At 57.7% G+C, this 25,378-nt stretch carries 22 protein-coding genes; 15 read left to right on the top strand and 7 right to left on the bottom strand.

Annotation, left to right across the window (positions count from 1 at the left end; genetic code table 11):
• Positions 1 to 37: 37 nt before the first annotated feature.
• The 3 genes from QQF73_RS16705 to QQF73_RS16695 form a co-directional block, all read right to left on the bottom strand.
• Positions 38 to 691 (bottom strand): class I SAM-dependent methyltransferase, encoded by a 654-nt coding sequence (locus QQF73_RS16705; protein WP_285368907.1) that lies wholly within the window; start codon positions 689 to 691, stop codon positions 38 to 40.
• Between the two features lie 235 nt (positions 692 to 926).
• Positions 927 to 3,101, bottom strand: a complete 2,175-nt coding sequence (locus QQF73_RS16700) for a putative bifunctional diguanylate cyclase/phosphodiesterase (protein ID WP_219868474.1) — start codon at positions 3,099 to 3,101, stop codon at positions 927 to 929.
• A gap of 24 nt (positions 3,102 to 3,125) precedes the next feature.
• The gene (locus tag QQF73_RS16695) at positions 3,126 to 5,105 is read right to left on the bottom strand and encodes an HDOD domain-containing protein (RefSeq protein ID WP_219868473.1); all 1,980 of its coding nucleotides are present in this window, start codon (positions 5,103 to 5,105) and stop codon (positions 3,126 to 3,128) included.
• Between the two features lie 223 nt (positions 5,106 to 5,328).
• On the opposite strand from QQF73_RS16695, the gene QQF73_RS16690 reads away from it, so the two are divergent.
• From QQF73_RS16690 to QQF73_RS16670, 5 genes are all read left to right on the top strand, one after another.
• Entirely contained in the window at positions 5,329 to 6,630 is a 1,302-nt protein-coding gene (locus QQF73_RS16690) for an AAA family ATPase (protein WP_219868472.1), read from the top strand.
• Positions 6,631 to 6,867: 237 nt separating this feature from the next.
• On the top strand, positions 6,868 to 8,406 hold the full coding sequence (locus tag QQF73_RS16685; RefSeq protein ID WP_285368904.1) for a fatty acyl-CoA reductase: 1,539 nt from the start codon (positions 6,868 to 6,870) through the stop codon (positions 8,404 to 8,406).
• A gap of 352 nt (positions 8,407 to 8,758) precedes the next feature.
• Positions 8,759 to 10,708 (top strand): acetate--CoA ligase, encoded by a 1,950-nt coding sequence (gene acs, locus QQF73_RS16680; RefSeq protein ID WP_285368902.1) that lies wholly within the window; start codon positions 8,759 to 8,761, stop codon positions 10,706 to 10,708.
• A 41-nt stretch (positions 10,709 to 10,749) separates the two neighbouring features.
• Positions 10,750 to 11,415, top strand: a complete 666-nt coding sequence (locus QQF73_RS16675; RefSeq protein ID WP_218637053.1) for a LuxR C-terminal-related transcriptional regulator — start codon at positions 10,750 to 10,752, stop codon at positions 11,413 to 11,415.
• Positions 11,416 to 11,750: 335 nt separating this feature from the next.
• Positions 11,751 to 12,758 carry a fatty acid desaturase family protein gene (locus QQF73_RS16670; protein ID WP_285368901.1) on the top strand — a complete coding sequence of 336 codons (1,008 nt, stop codon included), beginning with the start codon at positions 11,751 to 11,753 and terminating at the stop codon, positions 12,756 to 12,758.
• A gap of 58 nt (positions 12,759 to 12,816) precedes the next feature.
• Here the strand turns inward: QQF73_RS16670 and QQF73_RS16665 are convergent, their stop codons facing one another.
• Positions 12,817 to 13,800: a D-2-hydroxyacid dehydrogenase gene (locus QQF73_RS16665; protein WP_285368900.1), complete on the bottom strand. Its 984-nt coding sequence runs from the start codon at positions 13,798 to 13,800 to the stop codon at positions 12,817 to 12,819.
• Between the two features lie 227 nt (positions 13,801 to 14,027).
• Here QQF73_RS16665 and QQF73_RS16660 point away from each other — a divergent pair, with 227 nt between their 5' ends.
• The 3 genes from QQF73_RS16660 to QQF73_RS16650 all read left to right on the top strand — a co-directional run bounded on the left by QQF73_RS16660 (position 14,028) and on the right by QQF73_RS16650 (position 16,125).
• Entirely contained in the window at positions 14,028 to 15,254 is a 1,227-nt protein-coding gene (locus tag QQF73_RS16660; protein WP_219868467.1) for a pyridoxal phosphate-dependent aminotransferase, read from the top strand.
• 9 nt (positions 15,255 to 15,263) lie between these two features.
• On the top strand, positions 15,264 to 15,455 hold the full coding sequence (locus tag QQF73_RS16655) for a CPXCG motif-containing cysteine-rich protein (protein ID WP_219868466.1): 192 nt from the start codon (positions 15,264 to 15,266) through the stop codon (positions 15,453 to 15,455).
• A gap of 97 nt (positions 15,456 to 15,552) precedes the next feature.
• Entirely contained in the window at positions 15,553 to 16,125 is a 573-nt protein-coding gene (locus QQF73_RS16650; protein ID WP_219868465.1) for a YceB family lipoprotein, read from the top strand.
• A 73-nt stretch (positions 16,126 to 16,198) separates the two neighbouring features.
• Here the strand turns inward: QQF73_RS16650 and QQF73_RS16645 are convergent, their stop codons facing one another.
• The gene (locus QQF73_RS16645) at positions 16,199 to 17,353 is read right to left on the bottom strand and encodes an isocitrate/isopropylmalate dehydrogenase family protein (protein ID WP_219868464.1); all 1,155 of its coding nucleotides are present in this window, start codon (positions 17,351 to 17,353) and stop codon (positions 16,199 to 16,201) included.
• Positions 17,354 to 17,546: 193 nt separating this feature from the next.
• On the opposite strand from QQF73_RS16645, the gene QQF73_RS16640 reads away from it, so the two are divergent.
• Complete coding sequence (locus QQF73_RS16640; protein ID WP_219868463.1) at positions 17,547 to 18,311, top strand: EAL domain-containing protein; 765 nt, start codon at positions 17,547 to 17,549, stop codon at positions 18,309 to 18,311.
• Between the two features lie 28 nt (positions 18,312 to 18,339).
• Complete coding sequence (locus QQF73_RS16635; RefSeq protein ID WP_219868462.1) at positions 18,340 to 18,696, top strand: hypothetical protein; 357 nt, start codon at positions 18,340 to 18,342, stop codon at positions 18,694 to 18,696.
• Between the two features lie 9 nt (positions 18,697 to 18,705).
• Here QQF73_RS16635 and QQF73_RS16630 read toward each other — a convergent pair whose 3' ends face one another.
• Positions 18,706 to 19,599 (bottom strand): LysR family transcriptional regulator, encoded by an 894-nt coding sequence (locus tag QQF73_RS16630; protein ID WP_285368896.1) that lies wholly within the window; start codon positions 19,597 to 19,599, stop codon positions 18,706 to 18,708.
• Positions 19,600 to 19,722: 123 nt separating this feature from the next.
• Between QQF73_RS16630 and QQF73_RS16625 the strand changes: the two genes are divergently transcribed.
• From QQF73_RS16625 to QQF73_RS16605, 5 genes are read left to right on the top strand one after another with little or no spacing between them, the layout of a single operon-like run.
• Positions 19,723 to 20,934, top strand: coding sequence for an acyl-CoA dehydrogenase family protein (locus QQF73_RS16625; RefSeq protein ID WP_285368894.1), 1,212 nt, complete (start codon positions 19,723 to 19,725; stop codon positions 20,932 to 20,934).
• Between the two features lie 23 nt (positions 20,935 to 20,957).
• Positions 20,958 to 21,779, top strand: a complete 822-nt coding sequence (locus QQF73_RS16620; RefSeq protein WP_219868459.1) for an SDR family oxidoreductase — start codon at positions 20,958 to 20,960, stop codon at positions 21,777 to 21,779.
• A gap of 36 nt (positions 21,780 to 21,815) precedes the next feature.
• Positions 21,816 to 22,880 (top strand): phosphotransferase family protein, encoded by a 1,065-nt coding sequence (locus QQF73_RS16615; RefSeq protein ID WP_285368893.1) that lies wholly within the window; start codon positions 21,816 to 21,818, stop codon positions 22,878 to 22,880.
• On the top strand, positions 22,880 to 23,569 hold the full coding sequence (locus QQF73_RS16610) for a histidine phosphatase family protein (protein ID WP_219868457.1): 690 nt from the start codon (positions 22,880 to 22,882) through the stop codon (positions 23,567 to 23,569). The genes QQF73_RS16615 and QQF73_RS16610 overlap by 1 nt, the downstream gene beginning before the upstream one ends.
• Positions 23,570 to 23,585: 16 nt before the next feature.
• The gene (locus QQF73_RS16605) at positions 23,586 to 24,356 is read left to right on the top strand and encodes an SDR family oxidoreductase (RefSeq protein ID WP_285368891.1); all 771 of its coding nucleotides are present in this window, start codon (positions 23,586 to 23,588) and stop codon (positions 24,354 to 24,356) included.
• Here QQF73_RS16605 and QQF73_RS16600 read toward each other — a convergent pair.
• A complete protein-coding gene (locus tag QQF73_RS16600; protein WP_285368889.1) occupies positions 24,353 to 25,258 on the bottom strand; it encodes a DUF6279 family lipoprotein in 906 nt (301 codons plus the stop codon). The genes QQF73_RS16605 and QQF73_RS16600 overlap by 4 nt on opposite strands.
• Positions 25,259 to 25,378 lie beyond the last annotated feature (120 nt).

Genomic DNA, 25,378 nt, shown 5'->3' with positions numbered 1-25,378 from the left:
GCTCCCCGGTTTATTGTTGGTTGGATGGCTGCGGCACTCAGGCCTGTTTGCGACCGAGGATGGACCAGTAGCAGTCCATGTTCAGAAGCTTGAAATGCTTCTTTTCGGTGACCTGCAGGCCCAGACGCTGCATGTGCTCGGGGTAGTTGTAGATCTTATGGAAGGCGTTGTTGGCAAAGAGCCAGAAGGTAAAGACCGCCATGTACCAGTAGAGCTTCTTGAACATGCGGGCGACTATATTGCCGGTGGGGTAGCAGAAGTCTCCAACCACGACCCGCGCGTCGGCCTTGCCCAGGCGGATCAGATGTTCCAGGACCCGGACCATCATGTCTTCGTCGAACACATTCAGGAAGAAGTTGGCTACCACCATGTCGTACTGTTCGAACTCTTCCACCTTCATGATGTCGCTGTGGATGCGGCGGATGGCCAGGTGCGGCGCCTTCTTTTCCTGGGCTTCTCCAAACTTGCGCAGCATGGTTTCGGAAAGATCGACAACGGTTACGTCAGCGCCCAGCTCGGCGGCGCGGATGGCGTCTCTGCCATGGCCGACTCCGGCAAAAAGGATGCGATCCCCGGGCTGAACGGTTTCTACATCAAGCATGGCGGTTTTGCAGCGATGTATGTTCTTGCCGCTGTATAAATTGCTCAGGAAATCGTAAACCGGGCCAATGTATTTGTACTTGTCGCGCATGATGACTGCTGCCTGTTCTTGTTCCTCGGGATGTTGTCACCGTTTTTGTCGTTGTTGCCCGACGGCCTGTCGGGATTCCGGTGATCAACGCCTAACGATCTCGAGCTTAGAGAACAGGGGTGGGGATTTATGTGCAGCACTACGCATTTCGGGATACAAAAAATAACGCTTTGCAATACTTTGCAAACCGCATCAAGGTTTTAGTTAGGAGTGTCGGACAATTGATAATTGGGTGTCAGATGGAGGCTGCTTGGGCTGTCGGAAACGCCAGGGTTCTGGAGATATGCTCCGCCGGTCGAGCGGGGCCATAGTAGAAACCCTGAACCTGATGACAGCCCAGCTTTCGAAGGTATTCGAGCTGTTCGTCGGTTTCAACCCCTTCCGCGACGATTTCCAGTTTGAGGCCGTGGGCCATGGCAACAATGGCGTTGACGATGCAGGCGCCGTCGTCACCGCTGCGGATCGCTTTGACAAAGGACTGATCGACTTTCAGGGTATGGATGGGAAGCCGGTGCAGGTAGTTCAGGGATGAATAACCCGTACCAAAATCGTCGATGGCTATGCGCACGCCCAGGGCGGCCAGTTCCCGGAGCTTTTGGCTGATTTGCTCAAGATCGTTCATGATCACGTTTTCGGTGATCTCGATTTCCAGGTTCTGGGCAGGGAAGCGGTGGGCTCTCACCCGTTGCATGAGTGTATCCACAAACTTCGGATGTTCGACCTGAACCGGCGAGAGATTGACCGCCAGTCGCAGGTCGGAATGCCCCGATCGAATCCACAGTCCGACGTCCTGGCATGCCTGGTCGAGGACGCGCTCACTGAGCTGGCCGATCAGGCGGGTTTCCTCGGCCAGTGGCAGGAAGTCCCGCGGATAGAGCAGTCCGCGCTCCGGATGCTGCCAGCGAACGAGAGCCTCAAGTCCGACAATGCGATTGGTCGTTGAGCACACCTGGGGTTGATAGAACACCCGTAATTCGTCCCGCTCAAGTGCCAAGCGCAGATCCCGTTCCAGGTTGAGGCGGTTGGCGGAATCGATACTCATGCTTTCGGAGTAGAAACGGTAGCCGTCCTTGCCTCTGGCTTTGACATGGTACATCGCGATGTCGGCATTCTGGATGAGGTGGTCCATGCTGTCGCCAGCTTCCGGATAGATTGAAATACCTATGCTGACTCCCACGAACACCTCGTGGTCGCCGAGCTGGAAAGGCGCCCGCAGCGCATTGATCAACTTCTTTGCGATTTGTCTCGCATCCTCATGACTGTGGATGGATGGCAAGAGAAGCGTGAATTCATCGCCACCGAAGCGGGACAGGGTATCGCCTTTGCGGAGGCATTTTTCCAACCGGTGCGTGACTGCCTGCAGCAGCCGGTCACCCATGGCGTGCCCGAGGGTGTCGTTCACCACCTTGAACCGGTCGAGGTCCAAAAACATGACCGCCAGTTTCTGGTCGCTGCGGCGGGCGTGGGTAATGGCAAGCTCCAGACGGTCCTTGAACAGGGCCCGGTTGGGCAGTCGTGTCAGCAGATCGTGGTACGCCTGGAAGTTGATGAACGCCTCTGCTTCCTTACGTTCCGTGACATCGCGGGCGGTACCGTAATAGCGGGCGGTCTGGCCGTTCCCTCCGCCTTGCGTGGCATGGGAATATGGCCAGGTCTGCGGGTCAATTGGAAACGCCGTGATCTCGAAATGGCGGGTAGCTCGCCGGCTGCCCCTGGTCTTCAGCCGGACCTCCAGAGTTCGCGGGTTATCGGCGGTTATGTTGGGTCCGTTCAGGGCATACATGCCCCGAGTGACGTCCCGGTCATCCAGGATATGGCGGAAATGATGCCCGCACAGTTCGGAGGGCGGGTAGCCCAGCAGGCTTTCCACTTTGCTGTTCACAAAACAGAAGTGGCCGTCGTCGTCGAGCATGAACACGATATCGGGTGAGCTGTTGACGATGTAGCGGTGCAGCGCCTCGGATTTTTCCAGGCGCAGTTGGATATGTTCGTGGGCCTTGAGCAGGGACTGCTTGTTGGTCACGCTGGCAACCGTTGCCAGCAATTCTTCCGGATCGAAGGGCTTTCGGATGTAATCCAGCGCACCCCGCCGCAGGGCCCGGCTGACGGCGCTGAACGAGCTCTCGCCACTGACCACGATGGCACCGCAGTCGGGCTGCACGTCGGCCAGATGAGCCATGACATCGAAGCCATCCACGTCCGGCATTCTGAGGTCAAGCAAGGCCAGGTCAAACGACTGCGAATCCGCCAGCTCGCAGGCGCGTTTTCCTCCGTGGGCTTCGGTGACCTGATAACCGCTGTCACGTAGCAGGGCGGCGAGTGAATCCAGCAGGCGGGGTTCGTCGTCCACCACCAGGATGCGTGCCGTTAACTCGTTACTGAGAAGCTGATCAGTGAGTTCAGGTGCCATCGCTCTATGTCCGTCGTTTCTGCGTCAGTCGGTCTCGTTCTTGTTGTGGTTGGCCGCCGGAAGCAGAATCCTGAAGGCTGTGCCTTCCTGCCCTGTGCGACAAGCAATGATGCCCTCCATGTCATCAATTAGCTGTTTCACAATGCTCAGGCCCAATCCGCTGTGGCCTTTTCCTTTTGTGGTTTTCACCGGGGTGAACAGGGAACTTCGGATCTCGTCGGGAATTCCTGTCCCGGTATCCGTTATTTCCAGTTCCACCCAGGTCCGGTTGTTCTGCCAGACCGGGGCCGATGTCCGTATCTCAACCTTGCCGCCTTTCTCGGGCAGGCTTTCCACGGCATTGCGTACAAGGTTGATGACGATCTGGCGAATGGGTGCCGCACCCACCGTCAGCAGCGTCGGCTGCCTGCACATTATCACGTTGAGTTGACGTTTGCCGTCCGTGAACAGGCTGTCCTCCAGAATGCGTGACAGGCTTTTGAGTTCGGCATTGAGCTCGGCGCCCTCGGCATCGTCATCTGTGGTGGTGTGCCCCATCTGCAGCAGGAGATTGCCGGCACGATCGAGTTCGTCACGGATAACGTCCAGCTCCCGCTGAACGTCCGAGTCCTCAAGCCGATTCCTGAGCTGGTAAATATACTGGCGGATGATTGTCAGGGGATTGCTGACTTCGTGAACCTGCCTTCGAACCATTTCGCGAGCAACTTCCTGCTGGATGGCATCCTGCTGGCCATCCGCATCGGGGGTCTGCGATCGGTCCTCGAGGACCACCGACAGTTGGCGGGCGAACAGAGTGGCGAGTTCGGATGTGGTCGTCGGGTCTTTTTCATCGGTGCCCAGAGCAAACACGCCGGGGCGGTCGTTACCTGTGACTACTGGCACAGCGAGCAGCGAGGGGGTCCGCAGCAGGGTCAGCAGTTGGCGATCGAGAACCGTGGGCGCGCGGTCGGCCAGGCTGACCGGCTTGCCCGAACTGAAGGCATCGGTCAGCACGCTGCCGCCGGGGTTGGCGGAAACCGCAAGCTCCGGAACCGCGCCGGTGGTGCCCGACAAAAGAACCAGGTTATCGTCGCTATGCCCGAAACAGAGCGCGGGCAGGCCTGTAACCAGCGTCAGGCTGTTTACGGTCTCCGAGAGAACGTCGTCGACCGGGCCATGCAGATTGGCAAAACCGAGCGACTGGTTGGCCATCGCCTGCCGCAGGATTGTCTGTTTCAGTTTCCGGGTGGCGGTTTCACCGTCATATTCGTTGTCCAGGGGAATTCCCAATGACGCGGCCATGCCGGAGACTTCGTGGGAGATTCGCCGGTTTATCTCCCTTGTTAGTTCTTCACTCAGGCCAAAAACCGTAGCTGCTGCGGCGATACCCCCGGCATCGGACAGTGCCAGTCGTGTAGCGAGGCTTATCAGCTTGACCAGGTGTCCGGCGTCCCGGAGTTCGTGGGGAAGCGCCTGCTGGTAGCGCATGGCGTCTGCGGCCATAGGGCCGAGGCCCCAGGCCGTCACCAGCTCTGCAGCTATGTCGGACTGGTGAGTGATAAAGTACTGCTTGGCGTCGGGTGCGGGCGTCTTGATGGCGATCAGTTCGCCGATGTTGTGGACCATGCCCAACATGAACGCTTCGTCGGGTTCCCGGTAACGCGTGAGCGTGGCCAGAGCCCGGGCTGTCAGGGCCGTGGTCAGTGAGTGTCGCCAGAAATCCCTGAGCTGCTGCCATTCGTCGCCCCCCAGTTCGAACAGGAGTTGGCGCAGGGCGGCCGTCAACACCAGAGTTTGAAAACGACGTGTGCCAAGTCTCAACAAGGCCTGGTCCACCGAGGTAATGCGTGTGGCCGGGCGATAGAGTGCGGAGTTGGCAAGCGCCAGGATTCTGGCAACGAGAGCCGTGTCCACGGACACGATCTCGCTGATGGTTCGGTAGCTCTCGTCCTGGTGACAGGCCTCAAGTGCCCGGAGGGTAACCTCCGGGAGACTCGGTAACTGTAGATCAGGAGCTAAATCCATAGAGCTTACCTGTCGCGCCTAATTCGGTGTCATGCCGTCGTCGGTTCACGCATGACGGGGTATTCGTAGTTGTTGTTGCAATGGAGCTTAGACAATAATCCGTCGTTATTAAATACTTATTGGTGTATTTTTAAGCAGTATATTATCTGTCTTGTGATATGTGTAGAATTTTTACAGGTTAAAATGGCGGATTCCTTACAATCAGGGACGTAGAGCTCCGGTCATGACCGTAGAAGAATCTGGCACGCCCAAATCGAACCAACCTCGAACCATTGCCGTTACCGGCGGTAAGGGCGGGGTCGGCAAAACGTCGGTTGCTCTCAACCTGGCGCTTACATTGGCGCGCCAGGGTAAACGAGTCCTGTTACTTGATGGCGACACTGACCTTGCCAACGTCAGCATCATGGTCGGTCTTTATCCCGAGAAAACCCTGGCCAACGTGATTGCCGGTGAATGCCGGTTACAGGACACCCTGCTCGAGACGGACTATGGCCTGCATATTGTCCCCGGCGCTTCTGGCGTTCAGGAGTGCATGGACATGAGCCCCTCCGATAGCCTGCGTATTCTGCGGGCGCTCTCTCAGCTGGAAAGCCGGTACGACTATGTGATTACGGATACTGCGGCCGGGCTGCAGGCGCCGAGCCTGCACATGATCGCGGCGGCGGAGCTGGCCTGTATTGTTGTGACCCCGGATCCGGCCTCACTGACCGATGCATTTTCGCTCATCAAAGTCATCCGGCGTCGGGGCTACAAGCGGGTTCCAAGTGTCCTGGTCAACATGGCTCAGGGCGCCAGTCAGGCCCGGTCTGTATTCCAGCGCCTGGATTCGGCCGCCCGGCGTCATCTCGACCTGACCCTTCACTACATGGGGGGGATCTGGAGAGACGAAACCCTGCGGCAGTCGGTGCTCAACCAGAAACCGGTTGCACTGCTGCCGGTTGGCGATCCCTCCTGTCGTCAGTTTCATACCCTTGCCGACATGCTCAATGTTCGCCTCTCTCAGTCGCCGCCGAGAAAGACCGGAATCGCCGCCTACTGGCACCGGGTTTCGCGCCAGCAGCTGGAGGCCAGGCCGGTGCAAGCGGGATTGGTCGAACCGGCGAATCCACGTCAGCGTTGCCTGAATGCCGTGAGTGATCTTGAGGCAACGCTGGCGCAAACGCCCGACAATGCAATGCTGCGTTATGAAGCATTTACCCGGCTTTTTGCACTTCTTGGGAGCACGCCGGACAGTGACACCATTGAAATTATCCAGACCGGGCTTGGCTCCCTCGAATGGGAAAAACTGAGTGATGAGAAGAAACGTCATCTGGCCATGCACCTGAGGCACCTGGCCGACCAGATCGCTCCGGAACAGGGACCGGATACGGCCCCGGTATCGACGGGCCCGGGTCAGGCAGAGCCTGTCTATGATCGTGTCAGCTTCGGTGAGCAGGACCGCCTGGTGAGGGCGCTCAAGGAGCAGCCGGCGGAGATTTCACTGGATCAGTTGTTGCGCTCCCTGGCCGGCAATGACCGGAAATGACCCCGGATCCCCTAAAAACCCTGCCCAGTTCCCTGTCATTTTATTAGCACCTTTTGTGGCGTAATTTTGCAGTGTGTCACCGCTCTGTCACGAATAGTGTGCAAATATTAATCATGGGGTTCGGCGGTGGCCCGTATAATGCAACTTCTTTCCTGTGAGCAATTCACAAACACATTTTCCCCGCCGGCAAGGTGTTCGACCGGTCGTAGATTTGAAAGTTGAGAAGGAGTTCCACCCATGGCAGCACAGCAGTTGAAATCCGGAGAGTCGTCGTCAAATGTTCTTGAACAGCTCCGAGGCAAACATGTCCTTATCACCGGCACGACCGGATTCCTGGGCAAAGTTGTACTTGAAAAACTGATCCGGGCGGTACCGGATATTGGCGGCATTCACCTGTTGATCCGGGGGAACAAACGACACCCAGATGCCCGCGGTCGCTTTCTGGATGAAATAGCAACGTCTTCGGTATTTGAGCGTTTGCGCCACGACGACAACGAAGCCTTCGAAACCTTCGTGGAAGAGCGGGTTCACTGTGTCACCGGCGAAGTAACTGAGCACCTGTTCGGCCTTTCTCCCGACCAGTTCCGCAACCTGGCCAAAGGGATTGATGCCGTTATCAACTCCGCCGCCAGTGTGAACTTCCGGGAGGAGTTGGATAAGGCCCTCGCCATCAACACCCGGTGCCTCGATAATGTCGCCGAACTGGCCCGTCAGAACAGGGAGCTCTCGGTTCTGCAGGTGTCCACCTGTTACGTCAACGGGATTAATTCCGGCCAGGTTACCGAATCCGTCATCAAGCCCGCCGGAGAGGACATTCCCTGCAGCCCGGAGGGCTACTACGAGATTGATGAGCTGGTCCGCTTGCTGGAAGACAAGATTGCGGACGTGCGTTCCCGGTATTCCGGCAAGACACTGGAGAAAAAACTGGTGGACCTGGGCATTCGGGAAGCCAACCGTTATGGCTGGAGCGATACCTACACCTTCACCAAGTGGCTGGGGGAACAGTTGCTCATGAAAGCTCTGTCTGGCCGTTCCCTGACCATAGTTCGTCCCTCAATTATAGAGAGTGCGCTGGAGGAACCTGCGCCGGGCTGGATTGAGGGCGTGAAGGTGGCTGATGCCATTATCCTTGCCTACGCCCGCGAGAAGGTAACTCTGTTTCCGGGTAAGCGCTCAGGCGTCATTGATGTCATTCCGGTGGACCTGGTTGCCAATGCCATTATTCTGTCCCTGGCCGAAGCACTTTCCGAGCCTGTAGGGCAGCGGATCTACCAGTGTTGCAGCGGCAGTTCGAATCCGATTTCCCTCGGTGAATTTATCGATCACCTGATGGTTGAAGCCAAGGCCAGTTACGCAGAGTATGACCAGTTGTTCTATCGGCAGCCGACGAAGCCCTTTGTGGCAGTTAACCGAAAGCTGTTTGATGCAGTGGTCGGCGGTGTGCGAATACCGCTCAGCCTCACCGGCCGGGTCCTGAAAATGCTCGGGCACAATCGCGAGCTGAAAGTTTTGAAGAATCTGGACACCACCCGGTCGCTCGCCACGATCTTCGGTTTCTATACGGCGCCGAACTACATTTTCCGGAATGACGAGCTGTTGTCCCTCTCTTCCCGGATGGGCGAGGTCGACAAGGTTCTGTTTCCGGTGGACGCCCGCCAGATCGACTGGAGTGTTTACCTCCGCAAGATCCACCTGGCCGGTCTGAACCGCTATGCCCTCAAGGAACGGAAACTGTACAGCCTGCGTTCGGCGAAGGCCCGGAAAAAAGCGGCGTAAGCCGAACCCTCAACGCCCGGTCCACCCGGACCGGGCTTCCTTTAACGTTCCTTTCCGGGCATTGCCCAGCGTGGAAAGCTGCTCCTCCGTTACATGAGCCTGGTTGCGAACAGGTCCTTTAGGTCTATCCTTAAAAAAGCTTCTCATCCCACACAATATGCTGTTGGTGGCGTGCAGGTTGCCGAGACGTTTCGGCTAAAAGTTCAGGCACATTAGGACGTTAGTCTAATTCATTGTTCAGTCGCTCACATGTTGAACTACGGCTATCCGTCTTAAAGGCCAACGAAGGCCTCTTCGCTCTGTATTCCAATAACCGACAATGACAACAGACTCTGACTAAAGGGGGAGCACAATGACCGATAAACAGGTTTATCCGGTAAGCCCGGACGTGGCCAAAAGGGCCTTGCTGAATCGGGAACAGTATGACGACATGTATCGTCAATCCGTTGAAGATCCGGATACGTTCTGGGGCGAACACGGCAAACGCCTTGAATGGATCAAGCCCTACAGCAAGGTGAAAAACACCACGTACGATTACGACAACCTCTCCATCAAATGGTTTGAAGACGGCGAGCTGAATGCCTCAGCCAACTGTCTTGACCGTCACCTCGCCGACAAAGGCGATCAGACTGCTATCATCTTCGAAGGTGATGATCCGGCCGACTCCCGTCACGTGACCTATCGTGAGTTGCACGAGGAAACCAGCAAGTTCGCCAACGTGCTGAAAGGGCTGGGTGTCAAGAAAGGGGACGTGGTCACCATCTACATGCCGATGATCGTTGAGACCGCGGTTGCCATGCTGGCCTGCGCCCGTATTGGCGCGATTCACTCGGTCGTGTTTGGTGGGTTCTCCCCGGAAGCCCTGGGTGCCCGGATCGTTAATGGTAATTCCCGGTTCGTGATCACCGCCGATGAGGGGGTTCGTGGCGGTCGCAAGATTCCGCTCAAGAAGAACGTGGATGCGGCCCTGAAAAACGAAGATACAGCCGGCGTTAAAAAAGTGGTCGTGGTCACCCGGACCGGTAACAAGGATGTGCCCTGGAACGACGCTCGGGATGAGCGTTACGAGGATCTGATGAAGTCTGCCTCCGCGGATTGCCCGCCGGAACCCATGAACGCCGAAGATCCCCTGTTCATGCTGTACACATCAGGCTCGACCGGCGCCCCGAAAGGTGTGCTGCACACCACTGGGGGGTACATGGTGTACGCCTCCATGACCCACGAGTACGTGTTCGATTACCACGATGGCGATGTGTACTGGTGCACGGCTGACTTTGGCTGGGTTACCGGGCACAGCTACATTCTGTATGGACCGCTGTGCAACGGTGCGATCACCGTGCTGTTCGAGGGCGTGCCCAACTACCCCGACAGCTCGCGCATGGGGCAGGTGGTCGACAAGCACAAGGTCAACATCCTCTATACCGCCCCGACGGCAATCCGCGCGCTGATGGCTGAAGGTGCTTCCTGCATGGATGGGACGACCCGCGACAGCCTGAAGCTGCTTGGCTCGGTCGGCGAGCCGATTAACCCGGAAGCCTGGGAGTGGTACCACAGCGTGATCGGCAACAGCAAATGCCCGATCGTGGACACCTGGTGGCAGACCGAGACCGGCGGCATTCTGATTTCGCCACTTCCCGGTGCAATTGATCTCAAGCCTGGCTCGGCGACGGTGCCGTTCTTCGGTATCAAGCCGGCGCTGGTTGATAACGATGGCAACATCCTTGAAGGCAAAACCGAGGGTAACCTGGTTATTCTGGACAGCTGGCCAGGCCAGATGCGTACCATCTATGGTGACCATGAGCGCTTCAAGCAGACCTACTTCAGTACCTACAAGGGGCGCTACTTCACGGGCGACGGCGCCCGTCGTGATGAAGATGGTTACTACTGGATCACCGGCCGTGTCGATGACGTTCTGAACGTCTCCGGACACCGTCTGGGCACCGCCGAGGTCGAAAGCGCGCTGGTTGCTCACGACAAGGTTGCCGAGGCGGCTGTGGTTGGCTATCCCCATGACATCAAGGGTCAGGGCATTTATGTTTACGTGACTCTGGTGCAGGGCGAAGAGCCGTCGGACGAGCTGAAGAAAGAACTGGTACAGTGGGTGCGCAAGGAAATCGGTCCGATTGCCTCGCCGGATGTGATCCAGTGGGCTCCGGGGTTGCCGAAGACGCGTTCGGGCAAGATTATGCGTCGGATTTTGCGTAAGATTGCGGCCAACGAGCACGATCAGTTAGGAGACACGTCCACTCTTGCAGATCCGGGTGTGGTCGATGAGCTGATCAGCAGTCGTGAATTCAAGTAAGATCTCAGTACCCAACGTAAACCTGTTAAGGAAACTGTTGAATGGCACAAACAATTATCGTCGCCGATGATCACCCGCTGTTTCGGGCAGCATTGAAGCAGGCGGTCAGTCAGGCGGTTCCGGATGCGGAGACCGTAGAGGTCGACAGCATCAAGGCACTGCAGGCGGCGGTAGAGTCGCACCCGGACGCGGATCTGGTTCTTCTGGATCTGAACATGCCGGGTGCCCATGGCTTCTCCGGACTCGTGTTCATGCGTGGCCAGTATCCGGGGCTTCCCGTCGTGGTTGTGTCAGGCTCGGAAGAATTGCAGGTAATGCGTCGTTCAATCGACTACGGGGCGTCCGGCTTCATCCCGAAGTCCGCCCCGTTGCCCACCATCACCGAGGCGATTCAGGCAGTCCTGGAAGGGGATGTCTGGTTGCCCGATGGGGTGGCCGACAAGATTGAGCGAATGCATTCGGACGCCACCGATTTCTCGGAAAAGCTGGCCTCACTGACGCCGCAGCAATTCCGGGTACTGGGGATGTTGGCCGAGGGGCTCCTGAACAAGCAGATCGCCTACGATCTGGACGTGTCGGAGGCTACCATCAAGGCTCACATCACCGCGGTGTTCCGCAAGCTTGGGGTTCGCAACCGCACCCAGGCCGTGATTGCCATTCAGCAGATGGAGATCGATCCTTCGGATCAGTCGCTGTCGGGTAGCTGAATGCCAGCGCTAGTCCGCGAATAGGAAAAAGGGAGCCTTCGGGCTCCCTTTTTTTATCCGTCCAGACCATCGCCATCTGCCCGCCTCCATCCCTAAAAAACGGTACATTTGTTTTATATAACTATTTCTGTGTCCAGAAAAAATAACAATGCCATTGTTATTGCTGTCTTAATTGGTTAACTTCAGCGTACAACTGTACTCCTAAATAGGAGTGGCGATATGTATGAGTTCAAATGTCAGGAAGGCGAAGGTGACCGATGAATGTAGCTGTGAACTCCGACATCTTGGGTGAGACCGTATATGGGAAACCCGATGAACGTGAGCTTCGGGACAGAATGAAGAGAGAGCTGCCGCCGGACACATTCAGGGCTCAGACCTGGCGGGTGATCTGGTTCCTGCCGCTGCAGATGCTCATCTGGGGCGGGATGGCCGTGATTCTGCTGGCGGGCCTGCCCTGGTATGGCAATCTAACGCTGGCATTGGTGGTCGGGCACAGCATTGGTTGCCAGGCGCTGTTGGCGCACGAGGTACTACACGGTGCACTGGGCATGAGCCGGCGCTGGCAGAATTTCTTTGGCTGGCTGGGCTTTGGTCCGTTTGTGGTGCCGCCTGAGTTTTGGCGAAAGTGGCACAACGTGGTTCACCACGGCAATACCAATGCCGGTGATGCCGATCCGGACAGCTTCGGCACACTGCGTCGCTACAAGGCGGACCCCAAACAGAAGAGATTCACCCGACTGGCGCCGGGATCGGGTACCTGGTACAGCTATCTGTTTCTGGTTTACTCGTTTACCTTTCACGCACAGCTGGTGCTGTGGTTCCAGGCCAGGAAGCGGAAGCCGTTCAAGGGCTTCGACCGCGGCAAGGCAATTCGGCAATCGTTTGTCTGCGTGGCGGCCTGGGGCGTGCTTGCGGTGCTGTCCGGCCCTTTGGCGGTTTTCACCGTGCTGGTGCCGTTTATGGTGGCGAACGCCCTGGGGCAGGGTTACATCCTGACCAACCATTTCCTGCGACCCCAGACCGCGACCAACAACCCGCTGGATAACTCCATGAGTCTGCGAAGCCATCCGGTGCTGGATCGTCTGCATTTCCGGTTCAGTCACCATGTGGAGCATCATTTCTTTCCGAAGATGTCTTCCAACAAGGCGCCGCGGGTGCGGGTCTGGCTGGAGCAGCACCATGGCGATCGCTACGTGGCGATGCCGCACTCCACGGCACTGAAGCTGCTGTATAGCACGCCGCGGGTTTACCGTTCAGCCACGGAACTGGTCGATCCCAACAACCCCGGGCGGGTGGTTGATCTGCTTCCATTGCAAAAGCAGTACGCGGCCAGTAACCGTTAACTCCGAACCAGATGAAAAAAGGGTGGGCCGAGGCCCACCCTTTCTATCTTGACCGGCTTTATTTGCTGCCGGCGTAGCCGAGTTCCTTGTCCACGAAATTGAACAGGTCCTCGCCTTTGTGCCAACGATCAAAGTTTTCCAGGAACTGGTCGGTGAGGGCGCGTTTCCAGCCAATGAAATCACCGGCCATGTGGGCCGTCATGGTGACATTTTCCATGTTCCAGAGCGGATGGCCTTCCGGCAGCGGCTCCTCCTCGAAGACATCGAGGCCAGCGCCGGCAATCTCGCCGTTTTGGAGCGCCGTGATTAGATCGTCGGTCTTCACGATCGGGCCTCGGCCGATGTTGATCAGTCGTGCCGTGTTTTTCATGGCCTTGAAGGCCTTCTCATCAAACAGGCCCTCGGTCTGCGGCGTCAGCGGAGCGGCAATCACCACGAAATCGGCATGGCTTAACTGTTCGAACAGTTCGTCATTGCCGTGGACTTTCACAAAATCCGGGTCGTCGTGACGGGGCGTGCGGGCAATACCATGGGGTTTCAGGCCGGCAGCGGCAACCAGCCGGCCAATCTGCCGACCAATAGATCCGGCTCCGACCACCAACACCTGCTTGCCCTCGGCCCGCTCGGTATCCCGGTGTTTCCACTGATGCTTCATCTGCAGCCGGATTGAACCCGGGAAATCCTTGGCAAACATCAGGATAGTGCACAGCACGTACTCGGCAATGGTGCGATCAAAGATGCCGCGGGCGTTGGTCACCACCACATCGCCCTTGATCAGGGCAGGGAACATCAGGGCATCCACGCCCGCGCTGGTGGCATGAATCCACTTCAGCTTATCCGCCGATGGCCACGCGGCTTCCAGAGCTTCGGTTCGGAAGTCCGTTACCATCATGATATCGGTGCCGGGAAGGGTGTCCCTCAGTGTCTGTTCGTCACAGGCAAACCGTACTTCCGCGCGTGTCCTGAGAGCATCCATTCCCGGTGGCTCCGGCTCCCCCGGAGCAGTGAGAACGGTTACAACGGGCTTGCTTGGCTGTGTCATTGAACCTCCGCCTGTGTGTGTGACTGACGATCGTCTGTGTGGGCCTCACGACAGTCTGGTATGCCGGTGCAGTGCGGTCAACTTGCTGTTACTCCTGAGCTTCCGGAAAAGCGATCCTGATGGTGGTTTCAAGCGCCGCATCTTTCTCAGTTTTTGCCTTGTGTGGCCGGGTGTTACTGGCTAACCTGCAGGGGTAGGTTTTTTTGCCCCGTTTGCAGGAGGTGTTTATGGCAGAAGCCGCCAACCACGAAACCGGCCAGTCCAGACCGCGTAAAGTGAAGTACCGGAAAAACAAGGCCAGTTGGAACCCTGCCATGCAGGCGATTCCGGTGCCGGGCATTCGTCGCATGGTGAATATGGCGGCCACCATGAAAGATGTTATCCATCTTTCCATCGGTCAGCCGGACCTGCCGACGCCCAAGCACGTCATCGATGCCTATATTGATGCCCTGAATGCCGGGCAGACCGGTTACACCATGGATGCCGGGCTCCCCGAGTTGCTGGTTGCGCTCAGAGACTATTACGGCAAGCGCTACAACCGGAAGCTGACCCGTGACAATATCCTGATCACCAGTGGTGCGACCGAGGCCATGTACCTGGCCATTTCGGCGACGTCGGCACCGGGTCGGCAATTCATCGTGACCGATCCGTCGTTCCTGCTGTATGCCCCATTGATCCGGATGAATGGCGGTGAGGTCAAGTTTGTTCCGACGCGGGCGGAGAACGACCACCAGCTTGATCCGGATGAAGTCATCCGGGCCATGGGGTCGCGCACCTTTGCACTGATTCTCAACAATCCCAACAACCCGACCGGGGCGGTCTATCCGCGCAGTACCGTAGAAACCATACTTGAAGAATGCGCGTATCGGGGCATTCAGGTCTACGCGGACGAAGTCTATGACCACCTGATTTTCGATGATGATGATTTTGCCAGTGTCCTGAATTGCTCAATGGACCTGGACAACATCATGTGCATCAGTAGTTTTTCCAAAACCTACAGCATGGCCGGTCTGAGGGTTGGCTGGGTGATCGCGAGCCAGGCCGCGATCAAGTCCCTGCGGCGCTATCACATGTTCACCACGTCCGTGGCGAACACGCCGTCCCAGTTCGCTGGCGTGGCCGCACTTACCGGTGATCAGCAGTGTGTCCAGGACATGGTGAATATCTACCGCGAGCGTCGCGACAAAACGGTGGAATTGATCGAGCAGACGCCGCACATGACTGGCTACAAGCCCGGCGGTGCCTTCTTCGCCTTTCCGGCTCTGCCGCCTCATGTGGACGGTTCGGACCTGGCATTGCGAATGCTCAAGGAAACCGGGGTTTGTGTGGTGCCGGGCGATGCCTTCGGTGAGGAATCCACCAACGCCGTTCGAATCAGTTTCTCAACAACCTGCGAGAAACTCGAGCAAGCGTTCGATCGCATCATTCCCTGGATGGCGAAGCAACAGTTCTGAGGTGACGTCATGTCTGCCCTGGAGTCGGTCCTCGTGCAATGCCCCTACTGTTGGGAGACGCTGGATGTCAGCGTCGACCCGTCGGTGCCGGAGCAGGAGTACGTCGAGGACTGCCAGGTCTGCTGTCGTCCCATTCTGATTCACGTAACTTTCGACGACGACCTGACTCCTCATGTGGATGTCCGGGCCGAGAACGAGTAACCGGCCCGGCGCTATCCTGACCAATCCTTAATCTGCCCACCTTGCCCCCGCTGCCGCCCTGCCGCAGGATATAAGCCGACTTTACGGAGATAAACCAATGCTTAAATTACCCAAGACAGGCCTGTGGGCGCTGGTTTTCATGGTTGTTGGATTGACCAGTGGCTGTGCCAGTTTCTCGCCGTATTCCATTTCCGAGGGGGAGCTGGAACGGCACCTTCAGGATGTGGTGAGGGATTTTGATCGTCAGCAGTTGCAGAGTGGTTCGCCGCTCAGCCTGAGCCTGAACGACGCCGATATTACCCTTGGCCCCGATGGGCGGGATGTTGCCGTGATTGACGTCAAGGGCCAGATCGCTGTGAACGCCTTGCTGGCCAAATTGCCGGTCGATATTGCTCTGAAAGTCGAGGGTGCGCCGGTATACGACAGCACGGAAAAAGCCATCTTCATCCGTCGGCTTCAGTTGCTTGAAAGCAATATTGAATCCCCCTATTTCAAGGGAGATCTGAAACCGGTGACCGACACTGTCATGCGAGCGGTGGCCCAAATGCTGGAAACCATGCCGGTTTACCGTCTGGATGAAACCGATTTTGCCCAGCGAATGTTCGGAGCGATGCCGGTGGATGTGCGTGTCGCGCCGGGACGTCTCGAATTCGTCATGGCGGACCAGTGAGCCCCCTGTGGTGGAAGCCAAATCAACCGAGCGGCGCGCTATTGGACTGATCGCGCGCCGCTGATGGCGTGTATCAGGCGGTCAATCGCTTGCAGATAGCCGCCCCGATCTCGCGGGTACCGCGCTGGCTCCCTGCGTTCTCCGCCAGGTCCGCCGCAACCGCCTCGAACAGCTCCTTGCCTGCGGCGGCAAGCGTCGGATCCTTGCGGCCCAGCCATTCCAGCATGCGTGCGGTGGTGAACAGCATGGCGGTCGGGTCCGCGAGGCCCTGGCCGGCAATGTCGGGCGCACTGCCGTGGGTGGGCTCGAACATCGACGGCATCGTCGGGTCCGTCGGGTTCAGGTTGCAGGATGGGGCAACCCCCATGCCTCCCGATAATACCGCGGCCAGATCGGTCAGGATATCGCCCTGCAGGTTGCTGGCGACCACGACATCGAAGGCCCAGGGGCTTTGCACGAATTTCATACAGGCGGCGTCCACCAGTTCGTGGTGGGTCGCCACGTCTGGAAACTCCTTGCCGATCTCTTCAAACGCCTCGGTGTACATGTCGCCCCAGTAGCGGAGCGCGTTGCGTTTGGTTACAAGGCACACCTGGCTCTCACAGGTCCGGCCGTCGAGGGTGCGGAAACTACGCGTTCGCCCCTCTTTCACCCTTTCCCCTGCACGAATCCGGGCCTGCTCAAAGCCATATCGGATGATCCGGTCAGTCGCCTTGCGGGTGAACACTTCCATTTGTGTCGCTACTTCATCGGCGGTGCCTTTGCGCAAGCGGCCACCCTGGCTCACATACTCACCTTCGGAGTTTTCGCGAATGACCAGCATGTCTATGTCCTTCGCCCGCTCATCGGCAAGGTACTGGCGCGCGCCCGGCAACAGGCGGGCGGGCCTTTCGCACACCCACTGATCGAAGCCCTTGCGCATATCCAGCAGAGGTGCCAGGGAAATGCTGTCCGGCAGCAGGTACCGGTCAGGGTCGTCCATCGGCCCCGGGTCTCCCAAGGCGCCGAGGAGAATCGCATCGTAGGCCTGAAGTTGCTTCAGAGCATCCTCCGGCATGGAGTCGCCGTGCTCCTCATGCCAAGCGTGGGACGGCCAGGGAAATCGGGTCCACTCCATGGCAAGCCCGTGCTTGGCGCGCAGGGTTTCCAGGCAGCGTACAGCTTCGCCAACCACTTCCGGTCCAATGCCGTCGCCGGGGGTGATTGCGATGCGGGTAGTTTCGGCCATTCGGGGGACTCCTTTATTCAATTGGCTCGTAGGTGCACCAGGTCCCAGTTTAGTCTTCTAGCGTGGGGATGCCACCAAAATCAAGGTAATAGCGTTCGAGCGTTGTGTCGCAGCGGGTCCGAAAGCTATAGTGAATGAAGTTGTCTGTCTGATCGGCGCAGTAAACAGTTCAGAGTGATGTTCAGGAGTGGAAGTGAACCAGCCCGCAGTCCTTTTTGATGAGTCTCATTGTGATCAATGTGCGTGTGGTGAAGGGTTGGGTTTTTCCTTCACGTTTGCCTTTCAGCCCATTGTCGATGTCATAAACAAGTCTGTTTTTGCCCATGAAGCCCTGGTCCGGGGGCTGGATGGAGAAGGGGCGTCACACATTCTGTCAAAGGTGAACGAGACCAACCAGTATTCCTTTGATCAGGTTTGCCGGGTCAAAGCCGTAAAACTTGCCTCCCGTCTCAACATGGATACCATGCTCAGCATCAATTTCATGCCGAACGCGGTCTATCAGGCGGAGTACTGTATCCGAACGACACTGGCGGCAGCAAAAACCTACGACTTCGACACCCGGAAGATCATTTTCGAGCTGACGGAAAATGAGAAGCTGACATCAGTGGAGCACCTGGCCTCAATCATCGAGGCCTATCAGGAAATGGGGTTCAGTACTGCCATCGATGATTTTGGTGCCGGTTATTCCCGCTATGACATTATGATGGCGAGTCCCCCCGACCTGCTGAAACTGGATATGGGACTGGTTCGAAATATTCACAATGAACCCAACAAGCAAGCTGTTGTCAACGGCATCATCAGCATGATGAAACAGTTGGGGGGGCGGATTGTGGCGGAAGGCGTGGAGACCAGGGAAGAGTACTTCTGGTTGCGCTCTCAGGGGATTCACCTCTACCAGGGCTTCCTGTTCGCCAAACCCGGATTCGAATGTCTGCCAGAGCCGGTTTTTCCGGTGTGAGGCAGCCTTTACCTGACAGGATATTCCTTTGCTCTATCGAATAATTACTTTCGTCGGCGGACTGGTTTTTGTTGCCGCACTGTTCGCGCTGTTGTGGTTTTTCTGCAAGAAATTTCTTGAGCACCACGGCGTCACCGATCAGGTCTCGGATCGGGCCACTTCACTGGCTACCTGGACGTTTGCCGGCATCAGTGTCGGGCTCGTCTTCGCTGTGGTCGGTGCCTTCATTCTCGGCCCCTGGGCGTTCTATCGCACGTTGCGTGGGCACAACGTTGATGTTTCCGACGGGGCTGCCATCTGGTGGGGGTTCGGGATCGTGGTGGCCGCGTTGGGCATTACCGCCATTGGCTTCTTTGGGTTCTTGATGGCCGTGGGCGCCTACTAGGCGACGCCCTCAACTGATTTCCCGCAACTGTTCCCGGAACCAGATCAGTGCCGGTTCCCGTTCATAGGCCTTGTGCCAGTATAGATGCACGTCAATTGACGGCAGGTTCGCTGGCGGATCCATGATGACGATGTTCGCTCTCTGGGCAATGATGCGGGCATAGGCTTCCGGCATGGTCAGCAGCAGATCGGTTTTTTCCACAACCCGACAGGCCGCGTAGTAGTGCTGGCAACGAAGCCGGATGCTGCGTTGAACGCCAAGCCGGGAGAGTTCGAAATCCTCAATGCCCGGTCCTTCCGTCCGCGACGACACCAGCACGTGTCGGGCGGTCAGGTAATCCTCCATCGACAGTCCCCCGTCCGCCAACGGATGCCCCGTCCTCGCAAGCACGACCAGCCGGTCCCGCCGGAGCAGCTCGTGGGCAGTCTGGTCGCTCACCGGTAACAGCACGTCCACGGCAAAATCCAGCTTGCCAGCCGCCAGTTGGGTCTCCATCTCTCGCCGGGCAATACGCTGGCTGAAAATTTCGAGATTCGGGTAGGGATCCAGTCGCCTCATCAGTTGTGGCAGGAAGGTTGATTCCAGGATGTCCCGCAGTCCCAGCGAGTAAGTCTTTCTCTGGTTGGCCGGATCAAAAGCGTGGAACTGGTTGACTGCACTCTGGATCTGGGTGAGTCCGGGGCGCATGGATTCCAGGAAACGCCGGGCCAGCGGCGTGGGCACCATCTGGTTGCCCTGGCGGGTGAACAGGGGGTCGTCAAAATGGTCCCGCAGCCGCGACAGCGAATGGCTGACCGCCGGCTGTGTCAGGTGCAGGGCCCGGGCTGCACGGGTCAGGCTAGCCTCCCGATAGATCGTGTCAAAAACATGCAGAAGGTTCAGGTCCAGGCGATTCAGGGCCATGTCGAAGATCCGGGTCTGTGAATTAGTTTCGGTAATGATAAACGATAAGAATAATTCAGTCGCGTAATAGTTGGCTCGTCCCTAGACTGCAATCATTGTGATTTTTTCAGTGAGGGTATGACGATGGATTTCGATATTTCCAAAAAAGGTCAGGACTACCTCAACCGCGTGAAAAAGTTCATGGCGGACGAGATTTTTCCCATCGAGGAGCAGTATCACAGGGAGTTGGCTTCCCTGGAAAATCGCTGGGTAGTATTGCCTGTTATCAAGGAATTGAAGGAAAAGGCCAAGGCCCAGGGGCTGTGGAACATGTTCTTTCCGGATGAAAAGCATGGTTGTGGCCTGCTGAACTCCGATTATGCCCTGATCGCCGAGGAGACGGGGCGTAGCTTCATTGCCCCGGAAATCTTCAACTGCAACGCGCCTGACACCGGCAATATGGAGGTGCTGATCCACTACGGCTCCGACGAGCAGAAAGCCGAGTGGCTACCGAAGCTGATGAGTGGCGAAATCCGCTCGGCCTTCTGCATGACCGAGCCGGGCGTGGCCTCTTCCGACGCCACCAACATGGAAGCTACTGCGGTGGTCGAAGGCGACGAGGTCGTGCTGAACGGTCGCAAGTGGTGGAGCACCGGCATCGGCCACCCGGACTGTAAGGTGGCGATCTTCATGGGCTTGACGGATCCGGACGCGCAGAAACATCGCCGTCATTCCATGGTTCTGGTACCTCTGGATGCGCCGGGTGTGCGAATCGAGCGTATGCTGCCGGTGTTTGGTGAATACGATGAGCCCTATGGTCACGGCGAGGTGGTTTTTGAGGATGTCCGCCTGCCCAAGAGCGCGTTCATCGCCGGCCCGGGCCGCGGTTTTGAAATTGCCCAGGGCCGTTTGGGGCCCGGCCGCGTTCACCATTGCATGCGGGCTATCGGCGCGGCCGAACGCACCCTGGAACTGCTGATCAAGCGGGCGACAACACGCGAGGCCTTTGGCCGGCCCATCGCCAAGCTCGGCGGAAACCCCGATATCATTGCCAATGCGCGCATGGCGATAGAACAGGCGCGGCTGCTGACGCTGAAATGTGCCTGGGCCCTGGATACCAAGGGCATTGGTGGTGCGTTGCAGGAGGTGTCCATGATCAAGGCGGTGATTCCTTCCATGCTGCAGACCATTGTTGATCAGGCCATTCAGATCCACGGTGGCGCCGGTGTCAGTGACGATGACTTCCCGCTGACCCAGTTGTTTGCCTATGCTCGGGTATTGCGGTTGGCGGATGGCCCCGACGAAGTGCATCGGGCTATGGTGGCACGCTTGGAACTGCGCAAATACAAAAACTGAACCTCCAGCGAGACGGAAACACTATGACACAGAGAGTATTTATCACGGGCGGCGCGAGCGGTCTCGGTCGCGCCATCGCCCTGCGTTACGCTAAAGAGGGCGCCAAAGTCTGCATCGGTGACATCAATCCGGAGCAGGGTGCCAGCGTGCAACAGGAGATCAACAACGCCGGTGGCGAAGGCTACTTCGTGGAGTGCGATGTTCGCCGGCTGACGGATCTCGAGAAAATCTGTGACGATCTGACCGCCAGGTGGGGTGGGGTAGACGTGGTGGTGAACAACGCTGGTGTTGCTTCGGCGGGTTCTATCGAAGACACCACCATGGCCGACTGGGAGTGGATCCTGGACATCAACGTGTTGGGTGTTGTGCGCGGCTGTAAGGCGTTTACGCCCCAGTTCAAGAAGCAGGGCTCAGGCACGTTTGTGAACATTGCCTCCATGGCCGGGTTGATGCTGGCGCCGTTGATGAATAGCTACAATGTATCCAAGGCAGGAGTTATTGCGTTGTCCGAGACATTGAGTCAGGAATTGCGCAGTGATGGCATTCATGTGAGTTGTGTCTGCCCGGCATTTTTCCAGACCAACCTGGCCAGCAGCATGAGGTCAGATCTGCCCGGCGTGCAGCAGAACGTGAATAAACTGATGAAGCGGTCCAACATCACCGCTGAGGACGTGGCTGAGGATATCGTGCGGTCGGTGAAAGACAAGAGCTTCTGGGTATTGCCTCACACGAAAGAACGGCGTATGTGGCTACTTAAACGACATGCTCCCAAGGCCTTCGACTGGTTGATGTACAAGGAAAGCAAACGCTGGATGAGCAAAATGGGCGGCATGGCCAAGGCCTGAGGCAAACCGGCAGGTAACAGAATAGGAGAGCCCTGAATGACTGAGATTGATCAGGCGATGGATGTTCGCGAAGGCGAGGAGCTGGATGTAGCGGCCGTGGACCGGTTCATGAAACAGTCCATGCCGGACCTCGGGGGTGAACCTGAAATTCGCCAGTATCCGGGCGGTGCGTCCAACCTGACCTATCAGGTGGATTATGGCGATCGCTCGTTTGTGCTGCGGCGTCCCCCGTTTGGCAAGATCGCCAAGTCCGCTCATGACATGCTGCGCGAAGCAAAAGTGATGCAGGCTCTGAAGCCTGTCTATCCCTATGTCCCGAACATCATCGCCATTTGCGATGACCACGATGTGCTGGGGTGCGATTTCTATGTGATGGAGCGCCTCAAAGGTATCATCCTGCGCCAGGATTTTCCGAAAGGCTTTGAGTTGAGCGAAGTCGATACCCGCAAGCTGTGCCTGAACGTGATCGACAAGCTGGTAGATCTGCATCGGGTGGATGCCAAGGCCACTGGTCTCGACAAGCTCGGCAAGGGCGAGGGATACGTTCAGCGCCAGATCGGTGGCTGGAGCGACCGGTTCCGCAAGGCCCGCACGGAGGATGTCGGTGATTTCGAGTCGGTCATGGCCTGGCTCAACCACAAGATGCCCGATGATATTGCCCAGGTCGTTATCCATAACGATTTCCGCTTCGACAATGTGGTGCTGAATCCGGATAATCCCTTCGAAGTCATTGGCGTACTGGACTGGGAAATGGCGACCATTGGTGATCCACTGATGGATCTCGGCAACAGTCTTGCCTACTGGATCGAAGCTGATGATGAAGGGCCGTTCCAGATGCTGCGGCGCCAGCCCACGCACCGGCCGGGCATGCTGAGCCGCAAAGAGGTAGTCGAGTATTACATGGAGAAGTCGGGCTTCCGGATTGATAACTTCGACTTCTATGAAATCTATGGTCTGTTCCGGCTGGCGGTGATCATCCAGCAGATCTATTACCGTTTCTACCATGGCCAGACCAAGGATAAGCGGTTTGCTGCCTTCGGCCACGCTGCCAACTATCTGGAAAAGCGGTGTCAGCGGCTGATCGCCGAGAGTTCACTGTAATGGCTACGGTGTATCTGGTTCGTCACGGACAGGCCAGCTTCGGCAAGGCCAACTACGATCAGCTTTCGCCGACCGGTTGGGAGCAGGGGCGGTCACTTGGTCGCTGGTTGGTTGGTAAGGTGACGCCCGATGCCGTTTTTGGCGGCAATCTGGAACGGCACCGGGAAACGGTCGAGGCCATCGCTACCGGATATGGCAGCCAGCTGCCGGACATGCAGGTTGTCCCTGGATTCAACGAGTTTGACCATAACGAGGTGGTCACTCGCTTTCGCCCGGCGTGGAGTGATCGGACGGTAATGGCCAGGGACCTCCAGTCCTTCCCGAAACCGGCGAGGGCGTTTCAGGAGGCTTTCGTCCAGGCGGTCCGTCGCTGGGCCTCGGGCGAGCACGATCACGAATACGACGAGACCTGGCCGGACTTCAAGGCCAGGGTGCTGCAGGCCTTTGACGAGATGATCGAGTTCGCCGATGGCGGCGATGTTCTGGTGGCTACCTCCGGTGGTCCGATCTCGGTGATTTGTCAGCACCTGTTGGAACTGGACGACAAACGCGCTCTGGCACTCAACGAGGTCATCGCCAACACCAGTGTCAGCCGCGTGCTTTACTCCGGGCCCCGCCGCAGCCTGTCGGTGTTCAACAATTACAGTCACCTGGAAGCGGAAGACCCCGCCCTGGTGACCTTCCGATAACGATTGAGGTGTGTGAATGAGCAATAAAGACCTGTTTGATCTGACCGGCAAGGTCGCCCTGATCACCGGCGCCAGCCGGGGCATTGGTGAAAGCATTGCGCGCACGCTGGCCAATTACGGGGCCCACGTCATTGTCAGCAGCCGCAAGATTGATGGCTGCGAAGCGGTCGCCAGCAGCATCCGTGAAGCTGGTGGCAGCGCCGAAGCCCATGCCTGCCACATTGGCGAGATGGATCAGATCGAAAAGATCTGGGCGCACATCGAGAAAGAACACGGCAAGCTCGACATTCTGGTCAACAACGCCGCCTCGAATCCCTATTTCGGGCCAGTTGAGGATACCGATCTCGGTGCATTCAACAAAACGGTCGATGTGAACGTCCGGGGCTATTTCTTCATGTGCGCCCGCGGCGCCCAGATGATGAAGAAAGCCGGTGGCGGTGCCATCGTGAACGTTGCCTCGGTGAACGGTGTTAACCCGGGGCATTTCCAGGGCATCTATTCCATCACCAAAGCCGCGGTTATCTCCATGACCAAGTCGTTTGCCATGGAACTGGGCCAGCAGAACATACGCGTAAACGCGCTGCTGCCGGGCCTGACTGATACCAAATTTGCCAGCGCGCTGACCACCAATGAGGCAATCAAGAAGCAGGCCATGGCGCATATTCCCATGAAGCGCGTGGCCGATCCTGATGAGATGGCGGGCACGGTTCTGTACCTGGTGTCCGGTGCCTCCAGCTACACCACCGGCGCCTGTATTAATGCGGATGGCGGTTACCTGACGGTTTAATCGCTAGCGCTACTCGCGATTTCGGAGCCCGCCGAGCAGGTCAGGGCTTCGAAGTCGCTGTTCAGTTCAGCCGCCCGGTTCTGCAGGTGTGCGAGGTGAGTTGAGTTGCCCGCCTCAATCAGATCATGCATGAGGGTCTTCATGGCGGCCCGGCTGTCGACCATCATGGCCTGATACTCTTCGCCCCGGATTTCCTCCGAATCCTTGATCAGTCGCTCGACGTCGGCCGCGAAGCCGGGGGCATTGCGCCGCTCAAGTGCCTCAAGCAAGGCCAGTTGCCATTTTCGCCGGCCCTCCAGCCAGATTTCTGTCTGCCGTCCCCGTTGTTCCGACCATTCGGCGACAATCCTCTTCTGCGTTCCGTTCAGGTCGCCCAGCCACCGTTCCACTCGCTCTTCGGTCCGTTCGGCCCGGGCCGAGGCGGTCTCGTTCATGCTGTCAGAGAGATACTCCTCTTCCCGCTCACGCTGGCTATCTTCCATGTTCTCGGCCAGCTCCCGGACCTGGGCGTCGGTCAGGCTGGCCAGCAAGTCGGTGGCGATGGGCGTGGCTTTGTCCAGGAGTGGCGGGAAAAAGCCGAAGAGCTGTTCCTGATGATAGGCGATGGTGTCCGGGTCGAGGTCTCGCTGCCGAACGTCGGTTTCCAGGGACTCGAGCCAACGTCCGTATCGGGGCAGTTCCCGGGAGCAATGCCACTGCCGTAGCTGATCGATACCGGCGTTGAGTTGAGCTGCCTGGGCATCGGTCAGGGTGACATAATCCTCAACCCACCAGACGATACCCCAATCCGCGTACCGGTAGGCCGTTCGGGTCGAGCTGCAGCCCGACACGATCATCAGGCTGGCGCAGAGGATTGCGATCCAGCGGATGCTGCCAGGTGGACAGGAGTTTGGACTGTTCATAGTATCCCGCCGAGGTGAACAGGGCTCTCGCAAAAAGATCGCAAGCTTACTAATATGCGTATCCCTTTCTGACTCTGACTTAGTGTACGACATTTCCTTCTTTTCGGATGGGATGTCCAC

The organism is Marinobacter albus (genome assembly GCF_030238305.1).
GTDB classification, from domain to species: domain Bacteria; phylum Pseudomonadota; class Gammaproteobacteria; order Pseudomonadales; family Oleiphilaceae; genus Marinobacter; species Marinobacter albus.
The sequence above is the reverse complement of the archived record's forward strand: the minus strand, read 5'-3'. Positions and strand labels throughout refer to the sequence as shown.

What these genes read in the sequence shown, in the direction of transcription:
- QQF73_RS16705 (WP_285368907.1), bottom strand. Translation starts at nt 691, where the DNA reads ATGCGCGACAAGTACAAATACATTGGCCCGGTTTACGATTTCCTGAGC.
- QQF73_RS16700 (WP_219868474.1), bottom strand. Translation starts at nt 3,101, where the DNA reads ATGGCACCTGAACTCACTGATCAGCTTCTCAGTAACGAGTTAACGGCA.
- QQF73_RS16695 (WP_219868473.1), bottom strand. Translation starts at nt 5,105, where the DNA reads ATGGATTTAGCTCCTGATCTACAGTTACCGAGTCTCCCGGAGGTTACC.
- QQF73_RS16690 (WP_219868472.1), top strand. Translation starts at nt 5,329, where the DNA reads ATGACCGTAGAAGAATCTGGCACGCCCAAATCGAACCAACCTCGAACC.
- QQF73_RS16685 (WP_285368904.1), top strand. Translation starts at nt 6,868, where the DNA reads ATGGCAGCACAGCAGTTGAAATCCGGAGAGTCGTCGTCAAATGTTCTT.
- acs (WP_285368902.1), top strand. Translation starts at nt 8,759, where the DNA reads ATGACCGATAAACAGGTTTATCCGGTAAGCCCGGACGTGGCCAAAAGG.
- QQF73_RS16675 (WP_218637053.1), top strand. Translation starts at nt 10,750, where the DNA reads ATGGCACAAACAATTATCGTCGCCGATGATCACCCGCTGTTTCGGGCA.
- QQF73_RS16670 (WP_285368901.1), top strand. Translation starts at nt 11,751, where the DNA reads ATGAAGAGAGAGCTGCCGCCGGACACATTCAGGGCTCAGACCTGGCGG.
- QQF73_RS16665 (WP_285368900.1), bottom strand. Translation starts at nt 13,800, where the DNA reads ATGACACAGCCAAGCAAGCCCGTTGTAACCGTTCTCACTGCTCCGGGG.
- QQF73_RS16660 (WP_219868467.1), top strand. Translation starts at nt 14,028, where the DNA reads ATGGCAGAAGCCGCCAACCACGAAACCGGCCAGTCCAGACCGCGTAAA.
- QQF73_RS16655 (WP_219868466.1), top strand. Translation starts at nt 15,264, where the DNA reads ATGTCTGCCCTGGAGTCGGTCCTCGTGCAATGCCCCTACTGTTGGGAG.
- QQF73_RS16650 (WP_219868465.1), top strand. Translation starts at nt 15,553, where the DNA reads ATGCTTAAATTACCCAAGACAGGCCTGTGGGCGCTGGTTTTCATGGTT.
- QQF73_RS16645 (WP_219868464.1), bottom strand. Translation starts at nt 17,353, where the DNA reads ATGGCCGAAACTACCCGCATCGCAATCACCCCCGGCGACGGCATTGGA.
- QQF73_RS16630 (WP_285368896.1), bottom strand. Translation starts at nt 19,599, where the DNA reads ATGGCCCTGAATCGCCTGGACCTGAACCTTCTGCATGTTTTTGACACG.
- QQF73_RS16625 (WP_285368894.1), top strand. Translation starts at nt 19,723, where the DNA reads ATGGATTTCGATATTTCCAAAAAAGGTCAGGACTACCTCAACCGCGTG.
- QQF73_RS16620 (WP_219868459.1), top strand. Translation starts at nt 20,958, where the DNA reads ATGACACAGAGAGTATTTATCACGGGCGGCGCGAGCGGTCTCGGTCGC.
- QQF73_RS16615 (WP_285368893.1), top strand. Translation starts at nt 21,816, where the DNA reads ATGACTGAGATTGATCAGGCGATGGATGTTCGCGAAGGCGAGGAGCTG.
- QQF73_RS16610 (WP_219868457.1), top strand. Translation starts at nt 22,880, where the DNA reads ATGGCTACGGTGTATCTGGTTCGTCACGGACAGGCCAGCTTCGGCAAG.
- QQF73_RS16605 (WP_285368891.1), top strand. Translation starts at nt 23,586, where the DNA reads ATGAGCAATAAAGACCTGTTTGATCTGACCGGCAAGGTCGCCCTGATC.
- QQF73_RS16600 (WP_285368889.1), bottom strand. Translation starts at nt 25,258, where the DNA reads ATGAACAGTCCAAACTCCTGTCCACCTGGCAGCATCCGCTGGATCGCA.